Source organism: Acinetobacter sp. 25-47-130, from assembly GCF_056779705.1.
In genome coordinates this window covers 281,319-305,004 of the sequence record NZ_JBWYII010000002.1, presented here as the reverse complement: position 1 = coordinate 305,004, position 23,686 = coordinate 281,319, and the positions used below count along the sequence as shown (strand labels likewise).

Genomic DNA, 23,686 nt, shown 5'->3' with positions numbered 1-23,686 from the left:
CACTCTTTTTCTCGTGAATGTGAAATTATGGTGCGAAATGATCGATCCAATGTTGCGCAATATCTCCACGACGACAAATCCAAACATGTTCATGAGATTGAACATAGTCTAAGAACTGTTGTAGTGCCTTGAAGCGTCCTGGGCGTCCTAAAAGACGGCAGTGCATCCCAATAGACATCATTTTTGGTGCAGTTCCCCCTTCGGCATACAAGACATCAAAGGCATCCTTTAGATATTGATAAAACTGTTCACCATGATTGAAGCCACCTGCTGAACTAAACTTCATGTCGTTGGTGTCCAGGGTATAAGGAATAATTAAATGCGGATGCAGCTCGCCATTGGGATGGGTGAGCTGTGTCCAAAAAGGTAAATCATCGCCGTAATAATCGCAGTCGTATTTGATTTGAGGAAATTCAGTTAAAAGTTGACGTGTGTTGGGACTATCTCGACCTGTGTACCAACCGATTGGGGCTTGTCCGAATAGCGTTTCAAGTACACTAATGGCTTGATCCATATGCTGCCTTTCGGTCTCAATATCCATATTCTGATAATGCAACCAACGTTGACCATGAGATACCACATCGTAATCCGCAGATTTAATTGCTTCGACCACATCTGGATGACGTGCCAAAGCCATTCCCACACCAAAAATAGTCATGGGTAATTGACGTTTCTTGAACTCATTATGAATACGCCAAAAACCGACTCTTGACCCATACTCATACATAGAATCCATTGACATATGCTTAGCATTAAAACTGGCAGCACCAACGATTTCAGATAAAAATTGCTCTGAACCTTGATCACCGTGCTCAATGTGGTTTTCACCACCTTCTTCATAATTTAAGACAAATTGCACTGCGATACGCGCTTGATTAGGCCAATGAGGATGAGGTGGATTCGCCCCATAACCTCTTAAGTCTCTGGAATAAGGTGCATTTTGAATCGAATCAATAAGCGCCTGTCCGCGTAAGTAAGTACTTGTCACAATGAGTAATCCTTTTATTAATTTTTTAAAATACCACTTGCATATTTTTGAGTTAGGCCCGATATTCAAAGTATAAGGACACGGTTCTGCAGACTCAAAAGTGTTCATCATTCAATGTGGAGGGACGTATTCCAAACAGCAATTGAAGATGTTCGATGCAATTAGATTGCAAGCTACAAACGTGCCAAGATAAAAAGTTTTGCACAAAAATGATTCAGAAGAAGAGTGAGGATGATATTTATGAACATAGAAATCCGTACAGATAAGAATATTCAAAACAGTGAGCGATTAATTGATTATGTACGTGCAGAACTAAATACAGAGTTTCAACGCCATAGTGAAAGAATTACCCATTTTTCGGTTCATTTAAGTGATGAAAATGCCCATAAAGGCGGTGCAGACGATATTCAATGTATGATAGAAGCTCGCCCAGCTGGATTAAAACCAGTCGTGGTCAATCACAGAGGTCATAATATCGACACAGCGATTCATGGTGCGATTGACCGATTAAAGCGTAGTCTTGAACATGTATTCGAGAAAAAAGAGAACCCTCGTGGAGCGCCCATCCAACTGAAAGAAGATGAAGTGGATGTGGAATAGCAAAAAGCCCTTCGGGGCTTTTTTTTTGAATAAAATTTTGAATGAACAGTTTTGATTTATTTAATTGAATAATGATCTGCATTATTAGGCATAATGTCGTTATAGATAAATAGTAGAGAAAGTAAATGCTAACAGCACATCAACAAGTGTTTTTACAGGCCTTAGAAGAATTAGACCTAGCACAGGTACAGCGCCTGTTAGCAGAAGGTTTAGATCCAAACTTTATCGCAGGAGAGAAAGGCCCTGCGGTTTCAGTGTGGTCAGATACTTTATTTCAATGGTGGGAAGAAATTTGTGAAGCGTATGAGCAAGGAAATGCGCTTTCAACAGAAGAAAAACAACAGAAATTACAAGTACATCTTGATATTCTAGATGCACTGATTGCAGCGAAAGCTAATTTCCATTTATGGGATGCAGAGGAATGTTACGGCCCACTTTGGGATGCTGCGAGTGCTGCATGTGTGCCTGCAGTTCAACGCTTACTTGATCATCAAGTTGATCCTAATACCAAAGATGAAGAGGGGAATACCATTCTGAGTTCAATTAGTGATTTATTTTTCGACTGCGATTTTGATACCATTGATTGGTCACAGGCTTTACCGGAAGAACGTGAGACACTCGAGTTATTACGTAGCCGTGGCGCAAAAATGACGAAAGAATTAAATTAATTTGGGTGCCCCATGACAAAATTAAAACAACTGAGCTTGATACTTTGCTCAACCGCGAGTGTAAGTGCGATGGCTGCAGATTTTGCCTTCGATCGACCTGGTACGAGTTTCAGCACAGGCATTACGCCCGTAGGTCAATTGGCATGGGAGCAGGGACTTCCAACTGCACAGTATGTTGAAAGTACTGAAAATGGTTTTAAAAATAAATCATTGCGACTCAATGCTGATGTCCTGTTGCGTACGGGATTGAGTAAGAATACTGAGCTTCAATTGGGTTGGGATGGCCCAGCGTGGGAGCGGACCCGAATCCAAAATCGAACTGATGACCATGATGGTTTAGGTGATGTTTCTGTTGGGATTAAGCATCACGTTGACTTACAAGATGATCAACTGAAAATGGCAATTTTGGCACAAGCTAAAATCGCAACAGGAAATGATCGTTTTACCCATGTTGATGATATTTATACCTTGGGATCATCTGTTGAGTATCAATATAACGATACTGTAACGACAGGAATAGGAATGTTCTATTCAGCTCAAAATAGTGATTGGTCTGTGACTGCTGTCCCGACAATTGGCTATAAAATCGTGGGTAATTTATCGGGCTATTCTGAAGCAGTATTTACCAAGAAAGAAAGCCAAGAGCGAGAGTATGGACTGGCATCTGGTTTAATCTATGCCTTGAATGATCGTGCGCAGTTAGATGCAAGCATCGGTGTAGACCTAAGTGGATCCGATCGAAGTTATCATGGTGGATTTGGTGTCTCATACTTATTCTAAATGAATAAAAAAGGAGTAGCTTACGCTACTCTTTTTTATGTTTACTTCAGTTTTGATTCAATCAGTCTTTATCCAAACGATGGGCAAACTCTGCGATATCGGTCAAAGCTTGCTTTGCTTCATCAAACCAAGCGCTAAACATTTGGAAGTTATGCCACATACCGGTGTATAACTTAAACTCAACATCTACTCCAGCTGCTTTAGCCTTTTCTTCAAATCGCGTAGAGTCGTCTAACAAAATTTCTTTTGAACCCACCTGAACTAATGTCGGTGGCAATCCTTTGAGATCTCCAAAAATTGGGGAAATTTCGGGAATTGAGACATCTACACCTTTAGGAACATAATGATTTATGCCTGCTTCTAAAGCTTCAATTGACAATAAAGCATCATGCTTTTGATTGTAGCGTAGAGATTCACTGGTCAAAGTTAAGTCAAGAAAGGGTGACATTAAAATCAAGCCACTTGGAAGAAGTTTTGGATTTTCTTCTTTTAAACGTAAAGCCAGTGCAAGTGCTAAATTGGCACCACAAGAATCGCCAGATAAAATAATATCTTTCGGTTGAGCACCTTGCTCTACCAATAATTGGTACACATCATAGATTGCTTCTCCGAGATCTGGGAAACGTTGTTCAGGTGAAAGAGGGTAGTCGATATGTAGCACTTGCATTTGAGTCCGAAGTGCCATTTCACTCATCAATGCGCGATGTGTATTTAACGATCCTAAAAAGAATGCGCCACCATGAATGTGAAAAATGAGCTGAGTCGTTTCAGGTTGAGGCAAAATTTCTTCGGCACGAATACCTGCGATTCTTAGTTTTCGAATACTGACATCTTTGGACTGTGGAAAAACACGCGTCATCTGCTCTAAGGCAACACGAAGTACGGTGGGGGGAAGATTAAAGCGACTGGGAAAGCGAAGACTCGTTTTTAAAAAAGACTCTGTTATGTATTGTTTCAAAACCGGATTGATCTTCATTGTTTTTCCATATTAATGAAATTATGTTTATTATCAGCACACAGCATTACAATGGTACACTAAATAGTCACATTCAAAAATTGCTTAAATGTTATCAATTTTTAATAATATTAAAGTCAATTCAGCAAGGGAAACAAAAAACAATGAAAAAAATTGCACTAGCGTTAGGATTACTCGCTTCAGCAGTATTTGCAAATGCTGCAGATCCACTCAATGGTACCGTGTGGAATACGATTGATGAGAAAACTAAAAAAGCTAAAGCTTTTGTAAAATTCACTGAACAGCCAAACGGAACATTGAATGCAACCATTCAGAGTGTTGTCACACCGGGTCAAGAAAATTCATGTACGAACTGTGAAGGTCCCTATCACAAGAAATCTTTAAAAGGTTTAACCATTGTGAAGGGTCTTAAAAATGTAGGTGGAACGAATTACGATGGTGGTTCAATCTTAGACCCACAATCTGGAAAAACTTACAAATTGAAGGGTTCATTGAAAGACGGTGGTCAAAAGCTTGAACTTCGTGGTTTCATCGGTGTATCAGCGCTTGGTCGTAACCAAACTTGGGTACGCGTGAACTAATTTAAGATTCATAAAAAAGCCGAGTAGTTGCTCGGCTTTTTTATTTCTTATTTCTTTAATGCTTTTATCGCATTCTCATCAAAACCAACTACATAGCCTGATTCAGTAGTGATCACTGGTCTTTTAATAAGGCTCGTATGTGTAGTCAGTGCTTCAATCAAACCTTGTTCAGATGCAAGGGCAGTTTGTTGATCTTCCTCAGACAATTTACGCCAAGTCGTTCCCTTTTTATTGAGGACAAGTTCAGCACCAAGATCCTTTAGCCATTTTTGTACTGTTTCAGCATCAATACCTTGTTTCTTATAATCGTGGAACTCATAACTAAGCCCCAACTCATTGAGTAAATCGAATGCTTTTTTCATCGAGTTGCAATTTTTAATGCCGTAAACTTTAATCATCTCTAACAGTCTTATTCATTGTGATCAGTCTAGAGCTTAGCAAAATTTACGCAAAAACATACATGTGATCAGAATATTTTAAATAGGTTTGAAATCTACAGTGTGGCTTCATGGTGGTTATCAATAAAATGGTGGAAAATTTCTTATCTTAAAATTTGTATTGATCTTTTAAATAGAGAAAACCCGCATTAAATCATCCTGATCATGCGGGTCTCAATTCAACGTCCAATGTCTTCATCCTTGGAAAATAAACCGAAATTTATTTTCTTTTCATCCTACGGCTTCCAATCCCTATTGTCATCCTGACATGTCCCTGTGCCGTGCGACAATAATGCACTGAATTAGTCGGAATAAAAATACGTTAACACGACAAGATTTGTGAGCAATTAGCGTGCATTTAGTAAACAGTTGTTCACTCAGTTTGCACGGCACTAAATTTTATAATCGATAATGACAGGGGCATGATCGCTAAACCACGTTTCTTTATATACCCATGCATTCACAGTACGATCTTTCCAATCTGGTGAGCAAGCTTGATAGTCAATCCGCCAACCCACGTTCTTGGCACGGGCTTGTCCTCGGTTTGACCACCATGAATAAAGTTCTGCTTCTTTACGCACTTCACGGAAGGTATCGACATAGCCTAAATCATCATAAATATGATCGAGCCATGCACGTTCATGTGGTAAACAACCTGAAGCTTTTTGATTGCCTGACCAGTTCTTAATATCAATGCGTTTATGTACGATATTGTAGTCACCGCAAACAATCACAGATTTACCTTCATCACGCCATTGTTTCAAGATCTGCTTGTATTCATTTAGAAAGTGATCTTTACGGGCTTGTGCTTCTTCACCAGAAGAACCTGATGGTAAATAGAGTGAGCAAATATGAGCTGTTTTCTCTAAGCCTAGATCAAATTCTGCTGAGATAAAACGACCTTGTGAATCAGCCAATTCAAAACCCAGACCATCGGTAACTGAGATAAACGGCAAACGACTATAGATTGCGGTACCAGCATAGCCAGGACGCTCAGCTGGGAATAGGTGTGTATACCAACCTTCGGGCTTAAATTTATCTGTCCATTGTTCGTGTGTAATACGGGATTCTTGCATGCAAATGACATCGGCATCTGAAGTTGCCATCCAGTCAAAAATTCCTTTTTTTTCTGCAGAACGAAGACCATTTACGTTGATTGATACGACACGTAAAATTTTTTGATCACTAGGATAGCTACTCTTTGGTATCATGCTCGAGTTTAACCTCAATTTAATAAATGGAGCACCTCATGACAGCACAAGCGGCATTTAATCCACAAGCTTTTATCGAACTGGCATTATCACGTGGTGTGCTTAAATTTGGTGAGTTTACTTTAAAATCAGGTCGTGTGAGTCCTTATTTTTTCAACGCCGGTTTGTTAAATGACGGTGAAGCCTTAACTGGCTTGGCTTCTGGCTATGCAGCAAAATTAACTGAATGTGATAATGTTGAAGTGATTTTTGGCCCTGCGTATAAAGGGATTCCATTTGTCGCTGCAACGGCTGTGGCATTGTCACAAAACCACGGTGTAAGTGTACCTTGGGGCTTCAACCGTAAAGAAGCTAAAGATCACGGTGAGGGTGGTGTTTTAGTTGGTGCTTCAGTTGAAGGTAAAAAGGTATGGATCATTGATGATGTGATCACTGCGGGTACAGCCATTCGTGAAGTTGTGACCATTTTAAAAAATGCAGGCGCGCAAATAGCGGGTGTATTGGTTGCGCTTGACCGTCAAGAAAAAGGTCAAGGTGAATTGTCTGCGATTCAAGAAGTTCAAAAAGAGCTTGAAATTCCTGTACATGCGCTTATCACAATGAAAGATTTAATGGATTACTTAGATGCTAAAGGCGACAAAGATGCTTTAGCGAAAATGGAAGCGTACCGTGTGAAGTACGGAATCTAAGTCTTATAAAGTTCTACTTAATATTAATGTGAAACATTGCTTAATAAATAAGCGTGGAACTTGAAGAATCTATAAAAAAGCCCAGATCTATAGGTCTGGGTTTTTTATATTGATATAAGTTATTGATTTGTATTTAATAAAAAATCATTTCGCATAAGGTGTATTATGTTAATTTTAGGAAATCTAGATACTCTTTTGATTCACACGCTTTGAAAGCTCTTCTGCACTTTCTACACGTTCAGAGTAACGGTCAGTGAGATATGAGGACTGTCCCCTGGTTAAAAGCGTAAATTTATAAAGTTCTTCCATCACATCGACAATCCTCATGTAATAAGAAGAAGGCTTCATACGACCATCCTCTTCAAACTCTAGAAATGCTTTAGGGACTGAGGACTGATTTGGTATCGTGATCATACGCATCCAACGCCCTAAAATACGTAATTGATTTACAGCATTAAAGGATTGCGAACCTCCACAAACTTGCATTACAGCTAAGGTTTTACCTTGCGTTGCACGGATTGCACCCGCTGCTAATGGAATCCAATCAATTTGAGCTTTCAATATCGAACTCATTGAGCCATGACGCTCAGGAGAGCACCACACCATGCCTTCTGACCATGCTAAGAGTTCATGGAGTTCCTTAACCTTTGGATGTTGCATATCACCATCTTCAGGGAGGGGTAGCCCTTTTGGATGGAAGATTTTCACTTCCGCACCAAAATATTCAAGGATTCGACCAGCTTCCTGAACAGCTAAACGGCTATATGATCTATCACGATTTGAGCCATACAAAAGCAGTATTCTTGGTGGATGTTTAAGGTTCTTTGCCTGAACTTTTTCTAAAGTCGGTTTTTCTAAAAGACTAGGATCAATATTTGGTAGGTTAATTCGACTCATGCCTCTTTAAACACTTTTTTTCTCAGCCATAGCGAAACTGTCACTAAGGCAATCAATACAGGAACTTCAACAAGCGGACCAATCACGGTTGTGAAAGCCACAGGTGAAGCTAATCCAAAAGTGGCAATCGCTACAGCCAGTGCTAATTCAAAATTGTTGCCTGCCGCAGTAAAGGAAATAGCAGTTGTTTTAGGATAATCGTTACCCATCCACTTACTCATAAAGAAGCTGATGAAGAACATCGCAACAAAGTAAATTGTCAAAGGAATAGCGATCCTAAGTACATCTAGAGGAAGGCTAACCACTTCACCACCTTTAAGACTGAACATGGCTACAATCGTGAATAAAAGGGCAATAAGGCTGATTGGGCTAATCTTTGGGATAAATTTATCCTGATACCAAGCCAAACCATTCTTTTTAACCAAAATCAGTCGGGTTAAAAACCCAAGTAAGAACGGAATACCTAGATAAATAAGAACAGCATGGGTAATTGTCCAAAAGCTCACATTAATGATTTGTGCTTCTACCCCAAAGAATGGTGGTAAGAAGGTTAAGAATAACCAGGCATAAGTACTAAAGAATAAGATCTGGAAGATACTGTTAAACGCGACTAAGGCAGCGACATATTGATTATCCCCACATGCCAGATCGTTCCAGACGAGGACCATCGCAATACATCGGGCTAAGCCTATGAGAATTAGGCCAGTCATGTATTCAGGATAGGCATGTAAAAAAATGATTGCCAAACCAAACATTAAGCAAGGTGCTATTAGCCAGTTTTGAACGAGAGATAATGTAAGGGTTCGCTTGTCCTCAAAGACTTTAGGCAAAGTCGCATAGTCTACTTTGGCAAGTGGTGGATACATCATCAAAATAAGCCCTATTGCGATAGGGATATTCACTGAATTAATGCTTAATTGATCGAGTACCACAGATGCTTGAGGAAAAAATACACCAATACCTACTCCTAATGCCATGGCAATAAAAATCCATAGCGTTAGATTTCGATCTAAGAATGAGAGCTTTGATCCGGACATTGAATTACTCGCATTGCATAGAGATAGATAAGTTGCTTGCAGGTTTATTCAGTACTTCATCATTTAAGACATTGAGCACTGCATTTACCCATTCTGGTAAATCAGGATTTAATCGGTAATACACCCATTGTCCCTTGCGCTCATCTAGCAAAATTGAGAGGTTACGGAGTAAAGCCAAGTGACGAGAAATTTTGGGTTGGCTCAGTTGTAATATCTCTGTGATTTCACAAACACATACATTTTGTCTTGCTAAAATAATTTTTAAAATATCTAGACGTGTCGGGTCAGATAGGCATTTAAAGAAATCTGCTTGATCCATCATCTACACTCCAATATATGCTATTGCGAATATACGCATATCCGTATATAAATGCAATATTACTAAGCTTTGAGTTAATCCAATGTCATCAAAAGTTAAGATCTATCACAACCCTGCTTGCGGAACATCAAGAAATACACTGGCTTTAATTCGAAATACCGGAGAGGAACCTGAAATTATTGAGTATCTTCTCAACCCTCCGAGCAAGAGAGAACTGATTAATTTAATTGAAAAATCAGGTCTTTCTGTACATGAAGCTATTCGTAAAAATGTAGAACCTTTTGAAACTCATAAATTGGATCAGCCACACTGGACAGATGAACAGCTCATTAATTTTATGCTTGAGTATCCAATTTTGATTAATCGTCCATTCGTAGTAACTGAGATCGGTGTAAAACTTTGTAGACCATCTGAACTCGTTTTAGATATTTTATCTGCACCTCAAATAGGTGCTTTTACTAAAGAAGATGGTGAAATAATCATCGATAAAAATGGTAAGCGGATTAAATAAATCCGCCTCATTTAACATAATGGTCGTTATGCGAAATGAAACTAAAATAATTATTTAAAATCAATAACTTAAAAATTCCCACCCACCCCAAAAAACAGCAAAAAACCGACTTTGAAACATCTCGGTTTCTTTTTGAGCATATTTGTCATTTTTCGCCAATAAAAATGGTTAAAAAGTGATCAAAAACCGCAATTCCCTATAAGATATATGCCTCTCGGAATCAAATCCATCCCCAATTTCTGCGGACAAATTTTTGGATAATTTAAGAGAATTTGAGTATTGGATACTTAGCATACCTTTATTCAAAATCCAGCTGATATTCATCTGTTGTGATTCTTATTTTTATTTTCTTATATTTTCTTTTCGTAGTACTTAATGCTGAATTGATAACTTCTTCATGAAATTTAGAATCATTCATTAATTCACCAAATAATTTATAACCGATTAGGATTTTCTTTACTTCTTTGTCTGCTTTTCGATATTTTTCAATCAATAAATCTAAATCATTAACGCTAAAATTTTTCATTTCTATTCTAATTGACCTCTAGGTGATGATAAAATACACTCATATTTTTAGATAATATATAATATCTTCATCTATTATTTATCTAGTTTTTAATGACTCGTCTGCATCCTGTTCAGGAAGTATTATTCTTACTTAAAAATGATGAATCTAATATGAAAAGATTATTAAAATTTTCTCTTTTGCTCAGTAACCCTATGGTTGAGCTTTTTTTCATGTATAAAAATTCGAATAAGGTTTGATATTAAATCAAGAGGATTAAGTAAATCCACTTATCAATTTTTGATAAAGTCGTCTAATTAAAGAATAGATAAAATATTGCAGATAGTTAACGTAATTATGCGCCTAATCAAATCATTAAAAGTTGGCGGTTCATCCAAACTGGATACAACTTGCTCTAATTTTATGATTTTAAAGGGTTTTTCATTAGATTATGAAAAACCCCTGAAGAAGATAGTTATGTATGTCTAAAATTTTGGTGGATACCTAGTATTTTCGATCAAAATCTAATTAAAAATATTTAAGAAAGTGATAGTTATTTAGATAATCTCTTTTAATCACCACGATATGACCAATGTACAGTTTTATAATCTTCATCACTATTTCTATATTCACTAATGAGATCATTTCGTTCATCTAATGCATCTTGATAATCATCTTCATGAAAACAAATAGCCATACGGGCTTGACCACCAAATTCAGCTTCAATAAAAGAATTAAAACTATTTTTTATTCCAATATCTGAGCGAGATATACTCAAGTTATTACGGAAAACTGAAGATACAACCCAAAATGATTTATCCCAAGATATAGCACTTTCTGTAATTAGAGAACGACAAAATGTATATCTAGTATCTTGTGCATTTGTATATGCTGCACCACAGATTAAGGTTATCCCTAGGAATGTAGAAGATAATTTTTTGTAAAAACTCATAGCATCACCGGTAGTTTATTTGTATTTACACTTTTCATGTAAGTAATCAAGAGCTGCATTCATCTTTTTAGCATGACTATCTTTTACGTACCATATAGCAGCACCGCCTGTTCTTGTAGGATCTAACTTCCATCCATTTAATAAAGTATATTGTGAATATTTTACAGGACCAACATAAAGCTTATTAATCGTATATCCATCTCCTCTCACACTAGCTCTTGTCCAATCTATAGAAATTTCTCGCAGATATTTTCCATTATTGCCACTACGATCTTTATCAGTAAACATTATTGAATAACTAGTTGAACATCCTGAACTCTCAAATGAAAAAAGATCAGCTCGGATATTATTACCTACTATTTCTTGGGTATAGAGCCCTGCTTCGTCTATAACCTCATGAGCATCTTGTAATGAAGAAAAACTATCAACTTTTTTTGCGTAAGTAGATGAACAAAAAATAGCAATTAAAGCTAAGCTATAAATTTTCATGATCTGAGCCTTATCTAAAGGTTTAACAATATTTATTTCTTAAAAATATAAGCTTTCTAGTAGTTAGATTGGTGACTAATAGAAATGAGTTAAAACAGGATTTTTTAGTAACCAAATAATATAAAAATGATTTTCACGAGGATCATACGCCTTACTACTCTATTATGAAATATCTTTCTTTAATTCTCATTCTATCTAATTAAAAGAAAGTCTATAGAAATAGTGGTAATTGAATAATCACATCATTTTTTTTATTTACTATTAGCTAACTGACTTAACAGTAGTTCAAGTTTATTAATCTCACTTTTACTAACTTTTTTCGTTAAAGGGAATTCTATTGTATCTGTAACTTCTCTTGTTGGACGGGGTGATTTATAAGTATTTACTTTTATCAACTTTATGTTAGGTTTCTTAAAAAACAAGAACCCATTAACATTTTCTTTATTAATTGTTAAATATTTACCATTATTATTTTTTTTCATGTCTGACCATTTAATATTATCATAGGCTTCAACATAAACTGGACGATCATAATCATACTTCAGTCTTTGTCCAACCATCATCACATCAACGTTTATAGCAGCACTACTATAAAATGTTTCTTGTGGAACTTTTTTATCTTCTACAAATTCATCTACGACATGTTCAGTTAACCAAGAATTAATTTTCTTAATTATTTCACTTTTATCATTAATATCTGATGCATAAGCAGCATTAGCTATTAGTGTAAAAGACATACATAAGAATAAATATAATATATTTCTCATAATATCACCTGAAAATACCTTTTGTGTTTTAAAAAATATTATTATATTATAATTAAGAGTAGATTAAAAAAGGAAATTAATTATGAAATTAAAAAAAATTATTATTGGGGGATTATTAGCTTCATTAGCTACTCTGGTATTTGCTAATAAGCCCTTGTTCCTATTATGTAAACATAATTCTCATGGAGAGACTTGGCATCTAATAGGTGGACCTTATAATAAAATCGCTGATTGTGACAGAGTTGCTGATCGCCATAGAGATTATCATTCTAATCGAGGGGATCAATATCCGACTGTCCAATGTTCATGGAGAACTCAAAGTGAGATCAATGATATGTTGTACAATGGTAGATTGAGCCGTTGGTAATTATTTCTATTAAAAAGCCCGACATCATGTCGGGCTTTTTAATAAGAGGCTTAATGGTGCTGGACGTTTAACATTCCCTGTTTATCCATATCTTATTTTCTAGAACTTCCTGCTCTATATTTATTTATAATAAAAGAACGAATAATTACATCCAAGATGACAAATACTAGAAACAATGTACACCATGGATTACATGGTTGATTAAAAAATACTCATTTAATTTGATTACTCATTTTTCCTTAAAAGAACACCTAATTTCTTTAGTTATTGTTTTAATATATTTCACATAAGAGATTTTATGTTTGATAAAGTATTTCTGAATTAATAGTTAGTTTTTAGAATAATGAAATTTTTTCCTGCAAGTGCTTATCAAGATGAATTGAAAATTCTTTTTAATGAATATGAAAAGAAAATTATAAGATTACTTCCAAATGCTAGAGTTGAGCATATAGGATCTTCAGCAATACCTAATGCATATTCTAAGGGTGATCTCGATATTTTAGTTTGTATCCCTGAAAAAGAGTTTAAAAAATCTATAAATTTATTAAAAAAATTAAATTTTAGAGAGAAAAGCAATACGTTAAGAACAAATGATCTTTGCATGCTAGAAGCTATTAACTCTGAGAAAGATATAGCATTTCAAGTTATTACTGAAGATTCTTTGTACTTAAATTTTCTAACTTTTAGAGATATCTTAATTTCTTCACCACATTTAGTAGATCAATATAATCAGTTAAAAATCGACTGTATTGGATTTGAAGAAGATGATTATAGAAAGGTAAAAGCTTCTTTCATTGAAGAGATATTATATAAAAATATTTCTTAAAATATTTATATTTTCTTAATTTAAATCAAAATGTTACGTTTTGTATTAAGGTCAAAATAGGATCCTTATCTACTATTTTTGATTTCGCATAACGACCATTATGTTAAATAGAAGTAAATTTATTTAAAAATATGTTTGATTTAAGTAATTTTAATAATGCTTAACTTTTAATAAACTATATTTAAATATCAAATTAACAATAAAGTTGGTTTTCTTATGTTATTAAAAAAAATAGTTTTAATTAGTACAATAATGACTAGTAGTCTTGCTCTTGCATATGATCCTACAACGCCTTCATATTATTTAACTAAAGAATTGTGTGCAGAATATTATGCAGACTGTATTGATGTCTATGGGTCTGCTGGTAGCGGTGGAATGTCAGAGTGTGGAAACTCTTTAAATACATGCATCACTACAGGTGACTGGAATCCACCAAATCTTCCTGTGCCATCATCGAATAGATTATTAAACCTTTTTAGTTCAGAAACTAGAGAAGCTAAAACAATATATACCACGGTCTAATAAATCAGGATCTCAATGTAATATGATTGGGATCCTTACCAACATCTATAGAAGAGAAAAATGGATCAATTAAAAAAAATAAATGATGATTTATATCAAGCCGCAATATTATTAGACAGTATTCCTAGTAAGATTCAATCGGATCCATCACTAGAAAATAGAGAGAATATTTTACTGATAGGAAAAGCTCTCAGTCATATTTTTGAACTCCAAAATAATATTTATAAAATTCGGCCTGATTTAAAAAATAATAATCAGCAATAACAGTTCTTTATAGATTTTTTAAGAAATATAACGGCTTATTTGAGAATGCAAAAGTAATATTATATTTGTAATAGTTTCTCTAAAATTAACATAATAGGCGTTATGCGAAATTCTTATCTGCATCACACAAATTACATTTTTACGTTATGCCCAACTTTTCATTCAGTTCTTGTAACCTCATCACTCAAGGACGATTTTGCCACGGTGGGGTATATCAAATGCATAACCTGATCGCAGGCAAGAATCATCTAATCAATGATTTTTATCTTCTGAATAAAAGACGATCATGGCGGGTTGCATCATTAGAAACCCCGGGAATAAATTCATTCATAAATTGTAGTTTAAATAAGTTAAAGAGACTCATAAAAGAGCGCTGTGCTGAATATCCCATACCCAGCGATGGTCATGAGGATCGCGCCACACAAGGCTAAGATTTTTGAATAAATACGTTGTTGAGAAATAGCGTTAAAACCTAAATAGACCAAAGATAGTACGACAAAATCTAGAAGAATCCATGTGATGATTAACAGCGACAAACTTAAATCTATATTTGGTGTAATTTGAATAAACTGCGGAAAAAAAGCAGTGAAGAAAATAATATCTTTTGGATTGGAAATTCCAACTAAAAACCCTTTGGAAAAACCGCTATCCATCGGCTTGATCTTTGAAGAGGCAGTTTGATTGTGCTGAAAAGTTTCTCTAAGAATTTCAAAACCTAAATAGCCAATATAAAGACATCCTAGGACTTTGATGATGTTGAAAATATGCTCATTAAAATGAAGAACACCCTTAAGTGCAAGAATTGAAAGCGCAATTAAACATAGTGAGGCGACATTAGTGCCTAAAATGGTTTGTAATGCTTTTCGATAACCACCTTTTGCACCTGCACTGGCCACCAAAATCATAACAGGGCCTGGAGTGGCAATCATAATAATGACAGTGAAAATATATAAAAAATACTCAAGATAATTCATGAAAATACTACTTTTTAAATTTTATTTATATAAATATTATAACCTCTTTAGATTTCATTCATCTCATTTATTTAAAATATCTCATAGAGCGAAATAAATAATAAAAAAGGAAGCCTAAGCTTCCTTTTTTAATAATATCATTGAATATTAATAACCTACGCTAAAGCGCTCTTGAATATGGTTATTATTTTCAAGCTCATCACTGAGCGCTACTGCGAAATCTTCTGCAGAGATTTTACTGCCTTCTTCACCAACGATAAGTTCATCTTTACCAGAGCGATATTCACCAGTTCGCTTACCAGGACCGAATTCCGCTGCAGGAGCAATAAAGGTCCAGTCAATGTCGTCCACTTGTTTTAACTTATCAAAGAACTGAATGCCTGCTTCCGCCTCAGCTTTATATGCATCAGGGAAGTCTTCTGTATCGATTACACGCACATTTTGATTTGGTACAGTTAAACCGCCAGCGCCACCAACAACAATATAACGTTTAACTTTTGATTCACGAATAGCATTAAGAAGTGAATTGATATCAAGACCTTGGAAACGTACTGCACTAATTACAGCATCTTGACCTTTCAGCTCATTTACAAGTGCTTCTTGATCATTTAAATCTAAATCTACAGTTAACACACGCTCTGTATCTGAAACTTTGCTTGTATTACGCGCAATCGCTTTGACGTAGTGTCCACGTGAAACAAGCTCTTCAAGAATACGAGAACCTGCCATGCCTGTTGCACCAATTAAAACTATTTTCATAATGCCCTCATTAAATTTATAACTATGATTATTGGAGTGCTAAATATTTAGTCATCACGATTAAAAAATGAAATCATGAATGATTAAAATGTAATATTAATTTAGCTTAAAATAAAAAAGATTAATGTATTAAATCTATATTGATTTATAGTTAAAATAGGAGTGAGAAGTTATTTAATTATTTTAAATGTAAATTTTATGTAATTATAAGCTTGAAAAATATTCATATAAAACCAGTCTAACTTTTATTTATTGTTGAAGTTGGTTTAAAGAAAATCGCCATATATCATTTTTATATCCATAGCTTTCATCTTTCGAGCTTGGTGGATGCTGTAAGATAAAATTATGTAGTTGCTTTTTTTGATCATTATTCAGAACTTCAACAATAGCTGGTTGGTCGACAATTTGATTATTTAAATTCGCAATAATGTCTTCAATCATCTTCGGATTTTTATGCGCAAGTTGTTCTAAAGTTGTGTTATTTCCCTGACCATTTAGCAGATATTGAGAAAGAAATTGTGCTTCGTTTGGTGAGATAGAATTTTGTTGAAGAAGTTCTTGTACAAGATTGTGCTGAGTTTGGACAGATGCGGTATGCGGTAGGCTAGAAATAAGAACTTGTTTAACCTTTGGATCTAAATTTGGATCCTGAAAACGTTGCTCTAAAGCGTGACTAATTTTCTGTCGAATCAAATCATTTTCAGGTAGGGATTTTTTGAGTTCATGTTCTCGATCAGTCAGCAACATCGCATTATTCAGTGCGCCTATCGCTAAGCTTTGAATTTTAGGATTTTGATGTGTGAGAAATGGCAAAATTTGTTCAGTTGCTTCTAAAGGATTGAGAGAAGTAAGTTGAGTCAGGATTTCTTCTATTGCATTTTCATCATGCTGGTTTTGTTCAAGGAGCTGAATTAAATCATGTATTTTTTCTTCTCGATTCGCAGCAGATTGATCCAGTTGAAGTAACTTTTTTGCCCATACGGGTAGGTTAGTGTTGAGTTTCATATCTGCAGTATTTTCAGACAAGCTAGTCGCGCGATCTTCATTGCTTTTTAGCGTTGACGTATTATTATTTTGATTTGATATACTTTGAGTCGTATCTGCTGTCGATTTCAAATACATCCATAAAATTACTGCACAGATCACGAAGATCAAAATAACCAAAAAAATATTTTTCTTATTCATAATATTAAAATATTAAGCTGTCGTTGCCTTCAACATCAGAGATGTGAAGGCAATATAATGGAATGATTTATTTACACTCGTGTAATTGTGAGTAAGCTACTATTGAAAGTTCCACGCGGTGTGATTCCTCCTAGATTACCATTACCTGTCTGAGTGTAGAGCCATTTCGTAAAGCTGTCACATCGGAACGTTCCCTTTTGCCATGTATATTTGCTACAAGCACCGTTGGAGTTATATTGTGAACAGACTTGCACAGCTGGGTTCGGTGTTGCTGAATACAGCGTGTAAGCGACATGAGGTCGTTGCTGATTTGAAATCGCAGTGATTTGATTAGCAGCAGATGAGTAAGGAGATTTATATCCAAAACTTGTTTTGGCCTTTGCTCCCCAATATTTTGTAGTTTTAAATCCACTTAAGCTGACATATTCAATCACATCTACATATGCCGTTTTGTTCATGACTTGAACAATATTGTTTGAACTTACATATACACCTGTATGCCCTAATGCACCAACGAGTGGAACGTCGAGGTCTCGACCGAGTACATCACCGACTCGTGTAGGATTGCCTGCTGCTAAAGTAATTGAACTGATAGTGAGTAAACAGAGTGTAGAAATTATTTTAATCATGGACTTGTACCTATTGTTGGAATAGCAAGTCCTGTTAGTTTTATTCAACGATGTTAATGTTTGATGTAACTTGTATTTGAAGTTGTAACAATAATTTTGTAATTTTTCTTAATAATTTAATTTGAAATAGTAATATTATTTTGTGAGTAAATCTTAATAAAAACGTAATAATTTTAGCGTAACTATGATATTTATTTAGTTATTCTTAAGGATTAATTGTGCTTGATCAATTAGACGCTAATACTGAATCGTATAGCAATTTGACTGCTATAAAACATCAAGAAATTGATTTGAAGAATACCTTCAAAGCAAAAGGGTATCTACATTATAAATCTATAGAGGTGGATCATTTTTCTAAACTATTACTAGCTAAAGAGTTTGAAAAACTTGAAAAAGATCCTTTTGCACCTACACATACTCAAAGGTTTAGAAGATACGGAAATGCCTTAATTTTACCTTGGGAAAAAGATCTTAAGCCTATTTGGTTGCCGACAGTGCGTGATAATATAGGGCAGGAGTTATCTGGATATGATCAGGGAGGGAACAATCCCGAGCATCAGTCGATTCGTTATTTTAACGCGTTGAGCCAAGAAGCTAAATCTACGCAATATCTTAATGATTTGATTGTAGATGATTATCAACTTACTTTTGGTTTGGAAAATGCCTATCTGCCAATTTACGTGGGTGTCCATTTTGTCAAACTGCGTTCAACTCATGCCGATCAGCTAGGAATTAGTTCGCCTAATTGTTTTCATCAGGATGGTGAGCCATTCACATTTGCTCATTTGTTTTATAGGAGCAATAACATTGAAGGAGGTGAAAACTTTATTGCATCACCTCAGGAAAGAAATAAGCGTTTAGATGAGGTAAATAATTATAATATTTATCAAAAATTTACGTTGAGACAAGCTTCTGAAAGTTTTGCTGTACACGATCCAGCAGTTTCACATTATGTATCACCTATTAGAAAAATAGATCAAGGCACAAATGCTGAGGCTGGTGAGCGCTGGATGATTTTGATTGATTTCTCTCTTACAAAGCAAAAAATATGATTCAAAATTTAATAATTTCGCTTTTACCTATTCTCATTTCTCTTATATTGGGTTGGGGCATAGGTAAAGCTGCAAACGTTCAAGTTCGCAATATATTGGTTGGTCAAATTACGTTTTTGGTGTGGTTGCTCCTCATCTCTATAGGCTTTCAATTTGGCAGTGTCTTGTTTGATAAAGATCTTGGTTCAAAAATATTAATTGAAGCTTTTATTTATTCTACAGTGTTAAGTGTGATTACCTTTGGACTTTTATTTAATCGTAGCCACTTTAAGGCTGAGCACCAAAAATCATTCAAGGATATGCTCAAACCTATTACCGAATGCTTGATTGCGATTGGAATGGTGTTGATCGGGATGGGGCTATATTGGCTATTACCCAAGACTTTATCAGGGGAAATGTTAAGCGCGATACTATTGTATGTGTTGATTTTTTTAATCGGAGTGGATTTGTCTACGATTAAAATTCAAGCCCTCACTATGAATCATATTAAAGTGCCATTTTTTTCAATCATTGCACTATTTATTGCGGCTTATTTGACGAGTCATATCATGACTCAATCTTTTGTCGAACTCGTTGTGATGGGGAGTGGATTTGGTTGGTTCTCTCTTTCTGGTCCTTTAGTTGCTAAAGTTTTAGGACCTGAGCAGGGAACTTTTGCTTTAATCACAGATCTTGTACGAGAGTTTTATGCGATTGCATTGTTGTATTTATTAGGTCAGCGTTATCCAAAGCCAATCATTGGTGTATGTGGTGCCACGGCGATGGACTCAACTTTACCCTTTGTAAAAAACAATTGTTCACCATTAGATGTACAAATTGCAATTCTCAGTGGATTTTTCCTGACGCTTATTGCGCCATTTTTTATTATTTTTTTTAGTAGTTTGATATGAATCCAAATTCTAGTGCTCAGCAGAAATAGGAAAGAGCTTCTCTGAATTTATACAATTGATCCTTTGATAGATCAGTAGATCGTTCACTAAACTTCGTTATAATCGCTTCATTGATAAAATAGAGAACAGATCATGCGCGTACTTGTGGTGATGGATCCCATCGAAAATGTAAACCTCAAAAAAGATTCGACCATGGCAATGCTTTGGGCTGCTGCACGTCGCGGTCATGAGTTAGGGTATGCACTTCAGGAAGATTTATATATCGATCAAGGCAAAGCTTTTGGTTTGATCTCACCACTTAAAGTGTTTGAGGATTATAATCATTACTATGAACTTGGTGAAAAACAGAAAGAATCTTTAGCCGCATACGATGTTGTGCTCATGCGTAAAGATCCACCTTTTGATATGAACTTTGTTTATACAACTTATATTCTGGAACAAGCGGAACGTGAAGGTTCCTGGATTATCAATAAACCTCAAAGTTTGCGAGACTGTAACGAAAAGCTGTTCGCTACACAATTTCCAGAACTGCAGGTTCCGACTTTGGTAACTTCACAGCAAAGTTTAATCCGAGAGTTTATTGCTGAACATCAAGATGTGATTGTAAAACCGCTAGATGGGATGGGCGGTATGGGGATTTTCCGTTTAACCGGTGCAGGGGCAAATATCGGTTCAACTTTGGAAATGTTGACTCAAATGGGTCAGCAACCGATTATGGCGCAACGTTATATTCCTGAAATTGTGGATGGAGATAAGCGTATTCTGATGGTCAATGGTGAGCCAATTCCATATTGTTTAGCGCGTATCCCACAAAATGGTGAAACGCGAGGTAACCTTGCTGCTGGTGGGCGTGGTGAAGCACGTCCGTTGACTGAAAATGATAAGGTGATTGCTGCTAAAGTTGGACCATTCTTGCGTGAGAAGGGGCTGGTATTTGTTGGTCTTGATGTCATTGGAAACTATGTAACAGAAATTAATGTGACTAGTCCAACGTGTATACGTGAAATAGACGCACAATTTGGTACTTCTATCGCAGATACATTATTTGATGTTTTGGAAGCTGGACGTTAGCTGATCTGCAAAAAAGAGCCTAAATAGGCTCTTTTTTTTGCGTATATATTTTAAATAAATAATAGCTGGTCAATAGTCCTAGGGTGGAAAGACTTACGGTAACCCATGCGGCATTGGACCACTGGTGAGAAGACGAAACGAGAGCTGCTGTTGCTGGGGGAACAAGGAACTGCGCACATGCAGAAATTTGCAGCACTAAGCCCATACTGGATGCTGCTGCATTGACCTGTGGTGCGTATCTAAGCGTATTGGCAAAGACGGTCGTCGGAATAATGCCACCGATAAAAGAAAACAAAATAGCGCACAAATATTGCAACTCAAAAATCAACCAATAGGGTTGTGAAAATACAACCCAGCTACATAAAATTAGACTTAAAAAACTAAATTGAAGTAATTTAAAAGGAGCTATGCCTTTTTGAAGTAATACGCCTGCGCCAAAGGTTCCACCTAAGTTAGATAATACAACCATTGACACCAAAATTCCTGCAAGCTTTAAATCCATATTGAATGAGACATAAAGACTGGGTAAAAAACCTGTGAGTGTGATCCATTGACTGGTATAGCAAGCAAAGATAACGGCTAGACAGAGAATGGGTGGATGGGTCACGGTGACTTTAACAATAGATAAAAAAGAGTTGGAGGTTGATGTGCTCAGTGCCTTTGTCGTTACAGTGGTTTGCTTATCGTCATAACGTAAAAAATGGTAAATCATCAAGGCAACCAGCCAACACAAGGCACCAAATAATGCCCAAATGTGTTGCCAACTGAGCCATTCGAGTAATACAGGGATGGTCAAAATAGCAAGACTAACCCCAACTCCCATATAAGAACTCCATAACCCCATTTTAAAATTCATGGTTTCAGGCGTGCTTAGGCGTTTTAAAATTGCGGGAGCGCAAAGACTAATGGTGAGAAATCCAATGCCTTCCATAAATCGAAAAAAATAAAGGCTAATACTATGATCAATCCATAAGCCTGCAAAACTACTCATCCCCAATAGAATGAGTGCAAAAATAAGACATTTTTTGAGTCCTATTTTCTCAGATACAGCACCAATACACAGGGCAAATAGCATTCCAGCACCTTGAACCAGTGATAAGGATAGGCCTGCTTGGGTGAAACTTAGATTTAAATCTTTTTGAAGAATTGGAATAACAGCAGAAAGTTTACCGACATGAATTGCAGCAAGGTAGCCTGCCAAAATAATCCAAATGTCATAAGATGATATTTTTGACATTTGCGTTTAAAAATCCTTTTATTCGCGAGCTGAATCTCAATGAGATATAGCAATATCATAAATAGAACTGTTGCCTCATACCATTTAGACATAAGTTTATATCCAATATGGCGGTAGCGCAGATACGAAGGAAGAATAGAACTAATACTGTGTTAATGATTAATGTGCACATTAATCATTATTTTGGTCCGTTATAAACTAGATCGAATGGTAAAATACATAAAAAAGGCACACCTCATAATAAATCTAGTTTAAACTCTGAAATCATATGAAAAAAACAATTAAAGGGTCCGTGAAAAAAAGTAAATAAACTTTCATGGATATACGATTGTGATTACAATTGATACCTTATATAAAATTTTCTGTTAGCTCTTAGATTTGAAGAATTAGACCGTGACACAAGCTCAGCATAAACAACCTAAACATGTCATGATGATGGCTGCAGGTACAGGTGGACATGTATTTCCTGCCCTAGCAGTTGCTCAGGAATTACAACAGCAAGGTGTCGAAGTGTCATGGTTGGCAACGCCTTCAGGTATGGAAAACCGCTTGCTTAAAAATCACCAAATTCCAATTTATCAAATTGATATTCAGGGTGTGCGTGGCAATGGAATCGTCCGTAAGCTGCAAGCCCCTTTTAAAATTTTAAAAGCAACGCTTAGCGCAATGCGCTATATGAAACGATTAAACGTAGATGCAGTCGCTGGTTTTGGCGGTTATGTTGCAGGTCCTGGTGGTTTGGCTGCGCGTATTCTTGGTATTCCTGTCATCATTCATGAGCAAAATGCAGTAGCGGGTTTCACCAATACCCAATTGGCTCGTGTTGCTAAAACGGTCTGTCAGGCATTCCCGAAAACATTTCCAGAAAATCATAAAATCGTGACTACAGGTAATCCCGTACGTAAGGAAATTTCTGCGATATTGAGTCCTGCTTGGCGATATCAAGAGCGAGAAAAAGCCAATCAACCTATTCGTATTTTAATTGTAGGCGGCTCCTTGGGCGCACAAGCATTGAATGAGCGCGTACCCGAAGCACTGAAACAATTAGATGTTCCTTTAAGTGTTTATCATCAGTGTGGTCAAAATCATGCTGATAGCACGCGGGCACGTTATGTCGATGCTCCTGATCATTTACAGGTAGAAGTTCAACCGTTTATTGAAAATATGGCGGAAGCCTATGCCAATGCCGATCTTGTAATCTGTCGTGCTGGTGCACTGACGGTCACTGAGATTGCTACTGCGGGTGTTGCAGCCGTATTTGTACCTTTGCCAAGTGCAGTAGATGACCACCAAACCGCGAATGCCAAATTCCTAGCAGATATTAATGCTGCAAAAATTTGTCCACAAGCGACACTCACTCCTGATTCATTAAAAGCAGTTTTATTGCCACTCATGAACCGTACATTGTTGACGGAAATGGCTGTTAAAGCACGTCAACAAGCTCAACCAGATGCAACTCAGCGTGTGGTTGGTTTAATTCAAGATTTGTAAGTTTTAGAGAAA

Annotated in this window: 30 protein-coding genes; 14 read left to right on the top strand and 16 right to left on the bottom strand. The window is 36.1% G+C overall.

Annotation, left to right across the window (positions count from 1 at the left end; genetic code table 11):
* Positions 1 to 25 precede the first annotated feature (25 nt).
* A complete protein-coding gene (puuE, locus tag AC1M83_RS05175) occupies positions 26 to 988 on the bottom strand; it encodes an allantoinase PuuE (RefSeq protein ID WP_481590159.1) in 963 nt (320 codons plus the stop codon).
* A gap of 240 nt (positions 989 to 1,228) precedes the next feature.
* On the opposite strand from puuE, the gene AC1M83_RS05170 reads away from it, so the two are divergent.
* The 3 genes from AC1M83_RS05170 (at position 1,229) to AC1M83_RS05160 (ending at position 3,036) form a co-directional block, all read left to right on the top strand.
* Positions 1,229 to 1,588 carry an HPF/RaiA family ribosome-associated protein gene (locus AC1M83_RS05170; RefSeq protein ID WP_035264715.1) on the top strand — a complete coding sequence of 120 codons (360 nt, stop codon included), beginning with the start codon at positions 1,229 to 1,231 and terminating at the stop codon, positions 1,586 to 1,588.
* Positions 1,589 to 1,713: 125 nt separating this feature from the next.
* Positions 1,714 to 2,256, top strand: coding sequence for an ankyrin repeat domain-containing protein (locus AC1M83_RS05165; protein ID WP_035264700.1), 543 nt, complete (start codon positions 1,714 to 1,716; stop codon positions 2,254 to 2,256).
* 12 nt (positions 2,257 to 2,268) lie between these two features.
* Positions 2,269 to 3,036 carry a transporter gene (locus AC1M83_RS05160; RefSeq protein ID WP_481590158.1) on the top strand — a complete coding sequence of 256 codons (768 nt, stop codon included), beginning with the start codon at positions 2,269 to 2,271 and terminating at the stop codon, positions 3,034 to 3,036.
* 61 nt (positions 3,037 to 3,097) lie between these two features.
* On the opposite strand, the gene AC1M83_RS05155 is transcribed toward AC1M83_RS05160, so the two are convergent.
* Positions 3,098 to 4,012 carry an alpha/beta hydrolase gene (locus AC1M83_RS05155; protein ID WP_481590157.1) on the bottom strand — a complete coding sequence of 305 codons (915 nt, stop codon included), beginning with the start codon at positions 4,010 to 4,012 and terminating at the stop codon, positions 3,098 to 3,100.
* Positions 4,013 to 4,155: 143 nt separating this feature from the next.
* Here AC1M83_RS05155 and AC1M83_RS05150 point away from each other — a divergent pair, with 143 nt between their 5' ends.
* On the top strand, positions 4,156 to 4,593 hold the full coding sequence (locus AC1M83_RS05150; RefSeq protein WP_035264927.1) for a DUF2147 domain-containing protein: 438 nt from the start codon (positions 4,156 to 4,158) through the stop codon (positions 4,591 to 4,593).
* 47 nt (positions 4,594 to 4,640) lie between these two features.
* Here AC1M83_RS05150 and AC1M83_RS05145 read toward each other — a convergent pair whose 3' ends face one another.
* Together AC1M83_RS05145 and AC1M83_RS05140 are read right to left on the bottom strand one after the other, a co-directional pair.
* Positions 4,641 to 4,991, bottom strand: coding sequence for a Spx/MgsR family RNA polymerase-binding regulatory protein (locus AC1M83_RS05145; RefSeq protein ID WP_481588790.1), 351 nt, complete (start codon positions 4,989 to 4,991; stop codon positions 4,641 to 4,643).
* A 431-nt stretch (positions 4,992 to 5,422) separates the two neighbouring features.
* On the bottom strand, positions 5,423 to 6,241 hold the full coding sequence (locus tag AC1M83_RS05140) for an exodeoxyribonuclease III (protein ID WP_092766525.1): 819 nt from the start codon (positions 6,239 to 6,241) through the stop codon (positions 5,423 to 5,425).
* Positions 6,242 to 6,279: 38 nt separating this feature from the next.
* Between AC1M83_RS05140 and pyrE the strand changes: the two genes are divergently transcribed.
* Entirely contained in the window at positions 6,280 to 6,930 is a 651-nt protein-coding gene (gene pyrE / locus AC1M83_RS05135) for an orotate phosphoribosyltransferase (RefSeq protein WP_067727823.1), read from the top strand.
* A gap of 183 nt (positions 6,931 to 7,113) precedes the next feature.
* Here the strand turns inward: pyrE and arsH are convergent, their stop codons facing one another.
* From arsH to AC1M83_RS05120, 3 genes are read right to left on the bottom strand one after another with little or no spacing between them, the layout of a single operon-like run.
* Positions 7,114 to 7,818, bottom strand: a complete 705-nt coding sequence (gene arsH, locus AC1M83_RS05130) for an arsenical resistance protein ArsH (protein WP_481586963.1) — start codon at positions 7,816 to 7,818, stop codon at positions 7,114 to 7,116.
* Positions 7,819 to 7,823: 5 nt separating this feature from the next.
* Complete coding sequence (gene arsB / locus AC1M83_RS05125; RefSeq protein ID WP_481590156.1) at positions 7,824 to 8,864, bottom strand: ACR3 family arsenite efflux transporter; 1,041 nt, start codon at positions 8,862 to 8,864, stop codon at positions 7,824 to 7,826.
* 4 nt (positions 8,865 to 8,868) lie between these two features.
* Positions 8,869 to 9,183: an ArsR/SmtB family transcription factor gene (locus tag AC1M83_RS05120; RefSeq protein WP_035264683.1), complete on the bottom strand. Its 315-nt coding sequence runs from the start codon at positions 9,181 to 9,183 to the stop codon at positions 8,869 to 8,871.
* Positions 9,184 to 9,265: 82 nt separating this feature from the next.
* On the opposite strand from AC1M83_RS05120, the gene arsC reads away from it, so the two are divergent.
* Positions 9,266 to 9,694: an arsenate reductase (glutaredoxin) gene (arsC, locus tag AC1M83_RS05115; RefSeq protein ID WP_035264681.1), complete on the top strand. Its 429-nt coding sequence runs from the start codon at positions 9,266 to 9,268 to the stop codon at positions 9,692 to 9,694.
* Positions 9,695 to 9,992: 298 nt separating this feature from the next.
* On the opposite strand, the gene AC1M83_RS05110 is transcribed toward arsC, so the two are convergent.
* From AC1M83_RS05110 to AC1M83_RS05095, 4 genes are all read right to left on the bottom strand, one after another.
* The gene (locus AC1M83_RS05110) at positions 9,993 to 10,220 is read right to left on the bottom strand and encodes a hypothetical protein (protein ID WP_035270938.1); all 228 of its coding nucleotides are present in this window, start codon (positions 10,218 to 10,220) and stop codon (positions 9,993 to 9,995) included.
* Between the two features lie 550 nt (positions 10,221 to 10,770).
* Positions 10,771 to 11,151, bottom strand: a complete 381-nt coding sequence (locus AC1M83_RS05105) for a hypothetical protein (RefSeq protein WP_035270939.1) — start codon at positions 11,149 to 11,151, stop codon at positions 10,771 to 10,773.
* Between the two features lie 15 nt (positions 11,152 to 11,166).
* Positions 11,167 to 11,640 (bottom strand): hypothetical protein, encoded by a 474-nt coding sequence (locus AC1M83_RS05100; RefSeq protein ID WP_092766523.1) that lies wholly within the window; start codon positions 11,638 to 11,640, stop codon positions 11,167 to 11,169.
* A 251-nt stretch (positions 11,641 to 11,891) separates the two neighbouring features.
* On the bottom strand, positions 11,892 to 12,407 hold the full coding sequence (locus AC1M83_RS05095) for a hypothetical protein (RefSeq protein ID WP_143047397.1): 516 nt from the start codon (positions 12,405 to 12,407) through the stop codon (positions 11,892 to 11,894).
* 82 nt (positions 12,408 to 12,489) lie between these two features.
* Between AC1M83_RS05095 and AC1M83_RS05090 the strand changes: the two genes are divergently transcribed.
* The 4 genes from AC1M83_RS05090 to AC1M83_RS05075 all read left to right on the top strand — a co-directional run bounded on the left by AC1M83_RS05090 (position 12,490) and on the right by AC1M83_RS05075 (position 14,386).
* A complete protein-coding gene (locus AC1M83_RS05090) occupies positions 12,490 to 12,774 on the top strand; it encodes a hypothetical protein (protein ID WP_035270248.1) in 285 nt (94 codons plus the stop codon).
* Between the two features lie 343 nt (positions 12,775 to 13,117).
* The gene (locus tag AC1M83_RS05085) at positions 13,118 to 13,600 is read left to right on the top strand and encodes a GrpB family protein (protein WP_092766524.1); all 483 of its coding nucleotides are present in this window, start codon (positions 13,118 to 13,120) and stop codon (positions 13,598 to 13,600) included.
* 252 nt (positions 13,601 to 13,852) lie between these two features.
* Entirely contained in the window at positions 13,853 to 14,122 is a 270-nt protein-coding gene (locus AC1M83_RS05080; RefSeq protein ID WP_155757006.1) for a hypothetical protein, read from the top strand.
* 60 nt (positions 14,123 to 14,182) lie between these two features.
* A complete protein-coding gene (locus AC1M83_RS05075) occupies positions 14,183 to 14,386 on the top strand; it encodes a hypothetical protein (protein ID WP_035270252.1) in 204 nt (67 codons plus the stop codon).
* A 350-nt stretch (positions 14,387 to 14,736) separates the two neighbouring features.
* On the opposite strand, the gene AC1M83_RS05070 is transcribed toward AC1M83_RS05075, so the two are convergent.
* The 4 genes from AC1M83_RS05070 to AC1M83_RS05055 all read right to left on the bottom strand — a co-directional run bounded on the left by AC1M83_RS05070 (position 14,737) and on the right by AC1M83_RS05055 (position 17,933).
* A complete protein-coding gene (locus tag AC1M83_RS05070; RefSeq protein WP_092766522.1) occupies positions 14,737 to 15,360 on the bottom strand; it encodes a LysE family translocator in 624 nt (207 codons plus the stop codon).
* A 147-nt stretch (positions 15,361 to 15,507) separates the two neighbouring features.
* Positions 15,508 to 16,119, bottom strand: coding sequence for an NAD(P)-dependent oxidoreductase (locus tag AC1M83_RS05065; protein ID WP_092766521.1), 612 nt, complete (start codon positions 16,117 to 16,119; stop codon positions 15,508 to 15,510).
* A 249-nt stretch (positions 16,120 to 16,368) separates the two neighbouring features.
* Positions 16,369 to 17,235, bottom strand: a complete 867-nt coding sequence (locus tag AC1M83_RS05060) for a hypothetical protein (protein WP_143047396.1) — start codon at positions 17,233 to 17,235, stop codon at positions 16,369 to 16,371.
* Positions 17,236 to 17,375: 140 nt separating this feature from the next.
* A complete protein-coding gene (locus tag AC1M83_RS05055) occupies positions 17,376 to 17,933 on the bottom strand; it encodes a hypothetical protein (RefSeq protein ID WP_481590155.1) in 558 nt (185 codons plus the stop codon).
* A gap of 218 nt (positions 17,934 to 18,151) precedes the next feature.
* Between AC1M83_RS05055 and AC1M83_RS05050 the strand changes: the two genes are divergently transcribed.
* The 3 genes from AC1M83_RS05050 to gshB all read left to right on the top strand — a co-directional run bounded on the left by AC1M83_RS05050 (position 18,152) and on the right by gshB (position 20,946).
* Positions 18,152 to 18,985, top strand: coding sequence for a 2OG-Fe dioxygenase family protein (locus tag AC1M83_RS05050; RefSeq protein ID WP_081403308.1), 834 nt, complete (start codon positions 18,152 to 18,154; stop codon positions 18,983 to 18,985).
* Positions 18,982 to 19,875 (top strand): LysO family transporter, encoded by an 894-nt coding sequence (locus tag AC1M83_RS05045; protein WP_035270265.1) that lies wholly within the window; start codon positions 18,982 to 18,984, stop codon positions 19,873 to 19,875. The genes AC1M83_RS05050 and AC1M83_RS05045 overlap by 4 nt, the downstream gene beginning before the upstream one ends.
* Positions 19,876 to 20,007: 132 nt before the next feature.
* Entirely contained in the window at positions 20,008 to 20,946 is a 939-nt protein-coding gene (gene gshB, locus AC1M83_RS05040; protein ID WP_481590154.1) for a glutathione synthase, read from the top strand.
* Between the two features lie 19 nt (positions 20,947 to 20,965).
* Here gshB and AC1M83_RS05035 read toward each other — a convergent pair whose 3' ends face one another.
* Positions 20,966 to 22,183: an MFS transporter gene (locus tag AC1M83_RS05035; protein ID WP_481590153.1), complete on the bottom strand. Its 1,218-nt coding sequence runs from the start codon at positions 22,181 to 22,183 to the stop codon at positions 20,966 to 20,968.
* A 393-nt stretch (positions 22,184 to 22,576) separates the two neighbouring features.
* On the opposite strand from AC1M83_RS05035, the gene murG reads away from it, so the two are divergent.
* Positions 22,577 to 23,674, top strand: coding sequence for an undecaprenyldiphospho-muramoylpentapeptide beta-N-acetylglucosaminyltransferase (gene murG, locus AC1M83_RS05030; RefSeq protein WP_481588800.1), 1,098 nt, complete (start codon positions 22,577 to 22,579; stop codon positions 23,672 to 23,674).
* Positions 23,675 to 23,686 lie beyond the last annotated feature (12 nt).

What these genes read in the sequence shown, in the direction of transcription:
- AC1M83_RS05145 (WP_481588790.1), bottom strand. Translation starts at nt 4,991, where the DNA reads ATGATTAAAGTTTACGGCATTAAAAATTGCAACTCGATGAAAAAAGCA.
- AC1M83_RS05075 (WP_035270252.1), top strand. Translation starts at nt 14,183, where the DNA reads ATGGATCAATTAAAAAAAATAAATGATGATTTATATCAAGCCGCAATA.
- arsB (WP_481590156.1), bottom strand. Translation starts at nt 8,864, where the DNA reads ATGTCCGGATCAAAGCTCTCATTCTTAGATCGAAATCTAACGCTATGG.
- AC1M83_RS05085 (WP_092766524.1), top strand. Translation starts at nt 13,118, where the DNA reads ATGAAATTTTTTCCTGCAAGTGCTTATCAAGATGAATTGAAAATTCTT.
- AC1M83_RS05110 (WP_035270938.1), bottom strand. Translation starts at nt 10,220, where the DNA reads ATGAAAAATTTTAGCGTTAATGATTTAGATTTATTGATTGAAAAATAT.
- AC1M83_RS05160 (WP_481590158.1), top strand. Translation starts at nt 2,269, where the DNA reads ATGACAAAATTAAAACAACTGAGCTTGATACTTTGCTCAACCGCGAGT.
- AC1M83_RS05105 (WP_035270939.1), bottom strand. Translation starts at nt 11,151, where the DNA reads ATGAGTTTTTACAAAAAATTATCTTCTACATTCCTAGGGATAACCTTA.
- gshB (WP_481590154.1), top strand. Translation starts at nt 20,008, where the DNA reads ATGCGCGTACTTGTGGTGATGGATCCCATCGAAAATGTAAACCTCAAA.
- AC1M83_RS05165 (WP_035264700.1), top strand. Translation starts at nt 1,714, where the DNA reads ATGCTAACAGCACATCAACAAGTGTTTTTACAGGCCTTAGAAGAATTA.
- AC1M83_RS05090 (WP_035270248.1), top strand. Translation starts at nt 12,490, where the DNA reads ATGAAATTAAAAAAAATTATTATTGGGGGATTATTAGCTTCATTAGCT.
- AC1M83_RS05150 (WP_035264927.1), top strand. Translation starts at nt 4,156, where the DNA reads ATGAAAAAAATTGCACTAGCGTTAGGATTACTCGCTTCAGCAGTATTT.
- AC1M83_RS05070 (WP_092766522.1), bottom strand. Translation starts at nt 15,360, where the DNA reads ATGAATTATCTTGAGTATTTTTTATATATTTTCACTGTCATTATTATG.
- AC1M83_RS05170 (WP_035264715.1), top strand. Translation starts at nt 1,229, where the DNA reads ATGAACATAGAAATCCGTACAGATAAGAATATTCAAAACAGTGAGCGA.
- AC1M83_RS05095 (WP_143047397.1), bottom strand. Translation starts at nt 12,407, where the DNA reads ATGAGAAATATATTATATTTATTCTTATGTATGTCTTTTACACTAATA.
- AC1M83_RS05055 (WP_481590155.1), bottom strand. Translation starts at nt 17,933, where the DNA reads ATGATTAAAATAATTTCTACACTCTGTTTACTCACTATCAGTTCAATT.
- AC1M83_RS05155 (WP_481590157.1), bottom strand. Translation starts at nt 4,012, where the DNA reads ATGAAGATCAATCCGGTTTTGAAACAATACATAACAGAGTCTTTTTTA.
- AC1M83_RS05140 (WP_092766525.1), bottom strand. Translation starts at nt 6,241, where the DNA reads ATGATACCAAAGAGTAGCTATCCTAGTGATCAAAAAATTTTACGTGTC.
- AC1M83_RS05100 (WP_092766523.1), bottom strand. Translation starts at nt 11,640, where the DNA reads ATGAAAATTTATAGCTTAGCTTTAATTGCTATTTTTTGTTCATCTACT.
- AC1M83_RS05045 (WP_035270265.1), top strand. Translation starts at nt 18,982, where the DNA reads ATGATTCAAAATTTAATAATTTCGCTTTTACCTATTCTCATTTCTCTT.
- AC1M83_RS05065 (WP_092766521.1), bottom strand. Translation starts at nt 16,119, where the DNA reads ATGAAAATAGTTTTAATTGGTGCAACAGGCATGGCAGGTTCTCGTATT.
- arsC (WP_035264681.1), top strand. Translation starts at nt 9,266, where the DNA reads ATGTCATCAAAAGTTAAGATCTATCACAACCCTGCTTGCGGAACATCA.
- pyrE (WP_067727823.1), top strand. Translation starts at nt 6,280, where the DNA reads ATGACAGCACAAGCGGCATTTAATCCACAAGCTTTTATCGAACTGGCA.
- AC1M83_RS05120 (WP_035264683.1), bottom strand. Translation starts at nt 9,183, where the DNA reads ATGGATCAAGCAGATTTCTTTAAATGCCTATCTGACCCGACACGTCTA.
- AC1M83_RS05035 (WP_481590153.1), bottom strand. Translation starts at nt 22,183, where the DNA reads ATGTCAAAAATATCATCTTATGACATTTGGATTATTTTGGCAGGCTAC.
- AC1M83_RS05080 (WP_155757006.1), top strand. Translation starts at nt 13,853, where the DNA reads ATGACTAGTAGTCTTGCTCTTGCATATGATCCTACAACGCCTTCATAT.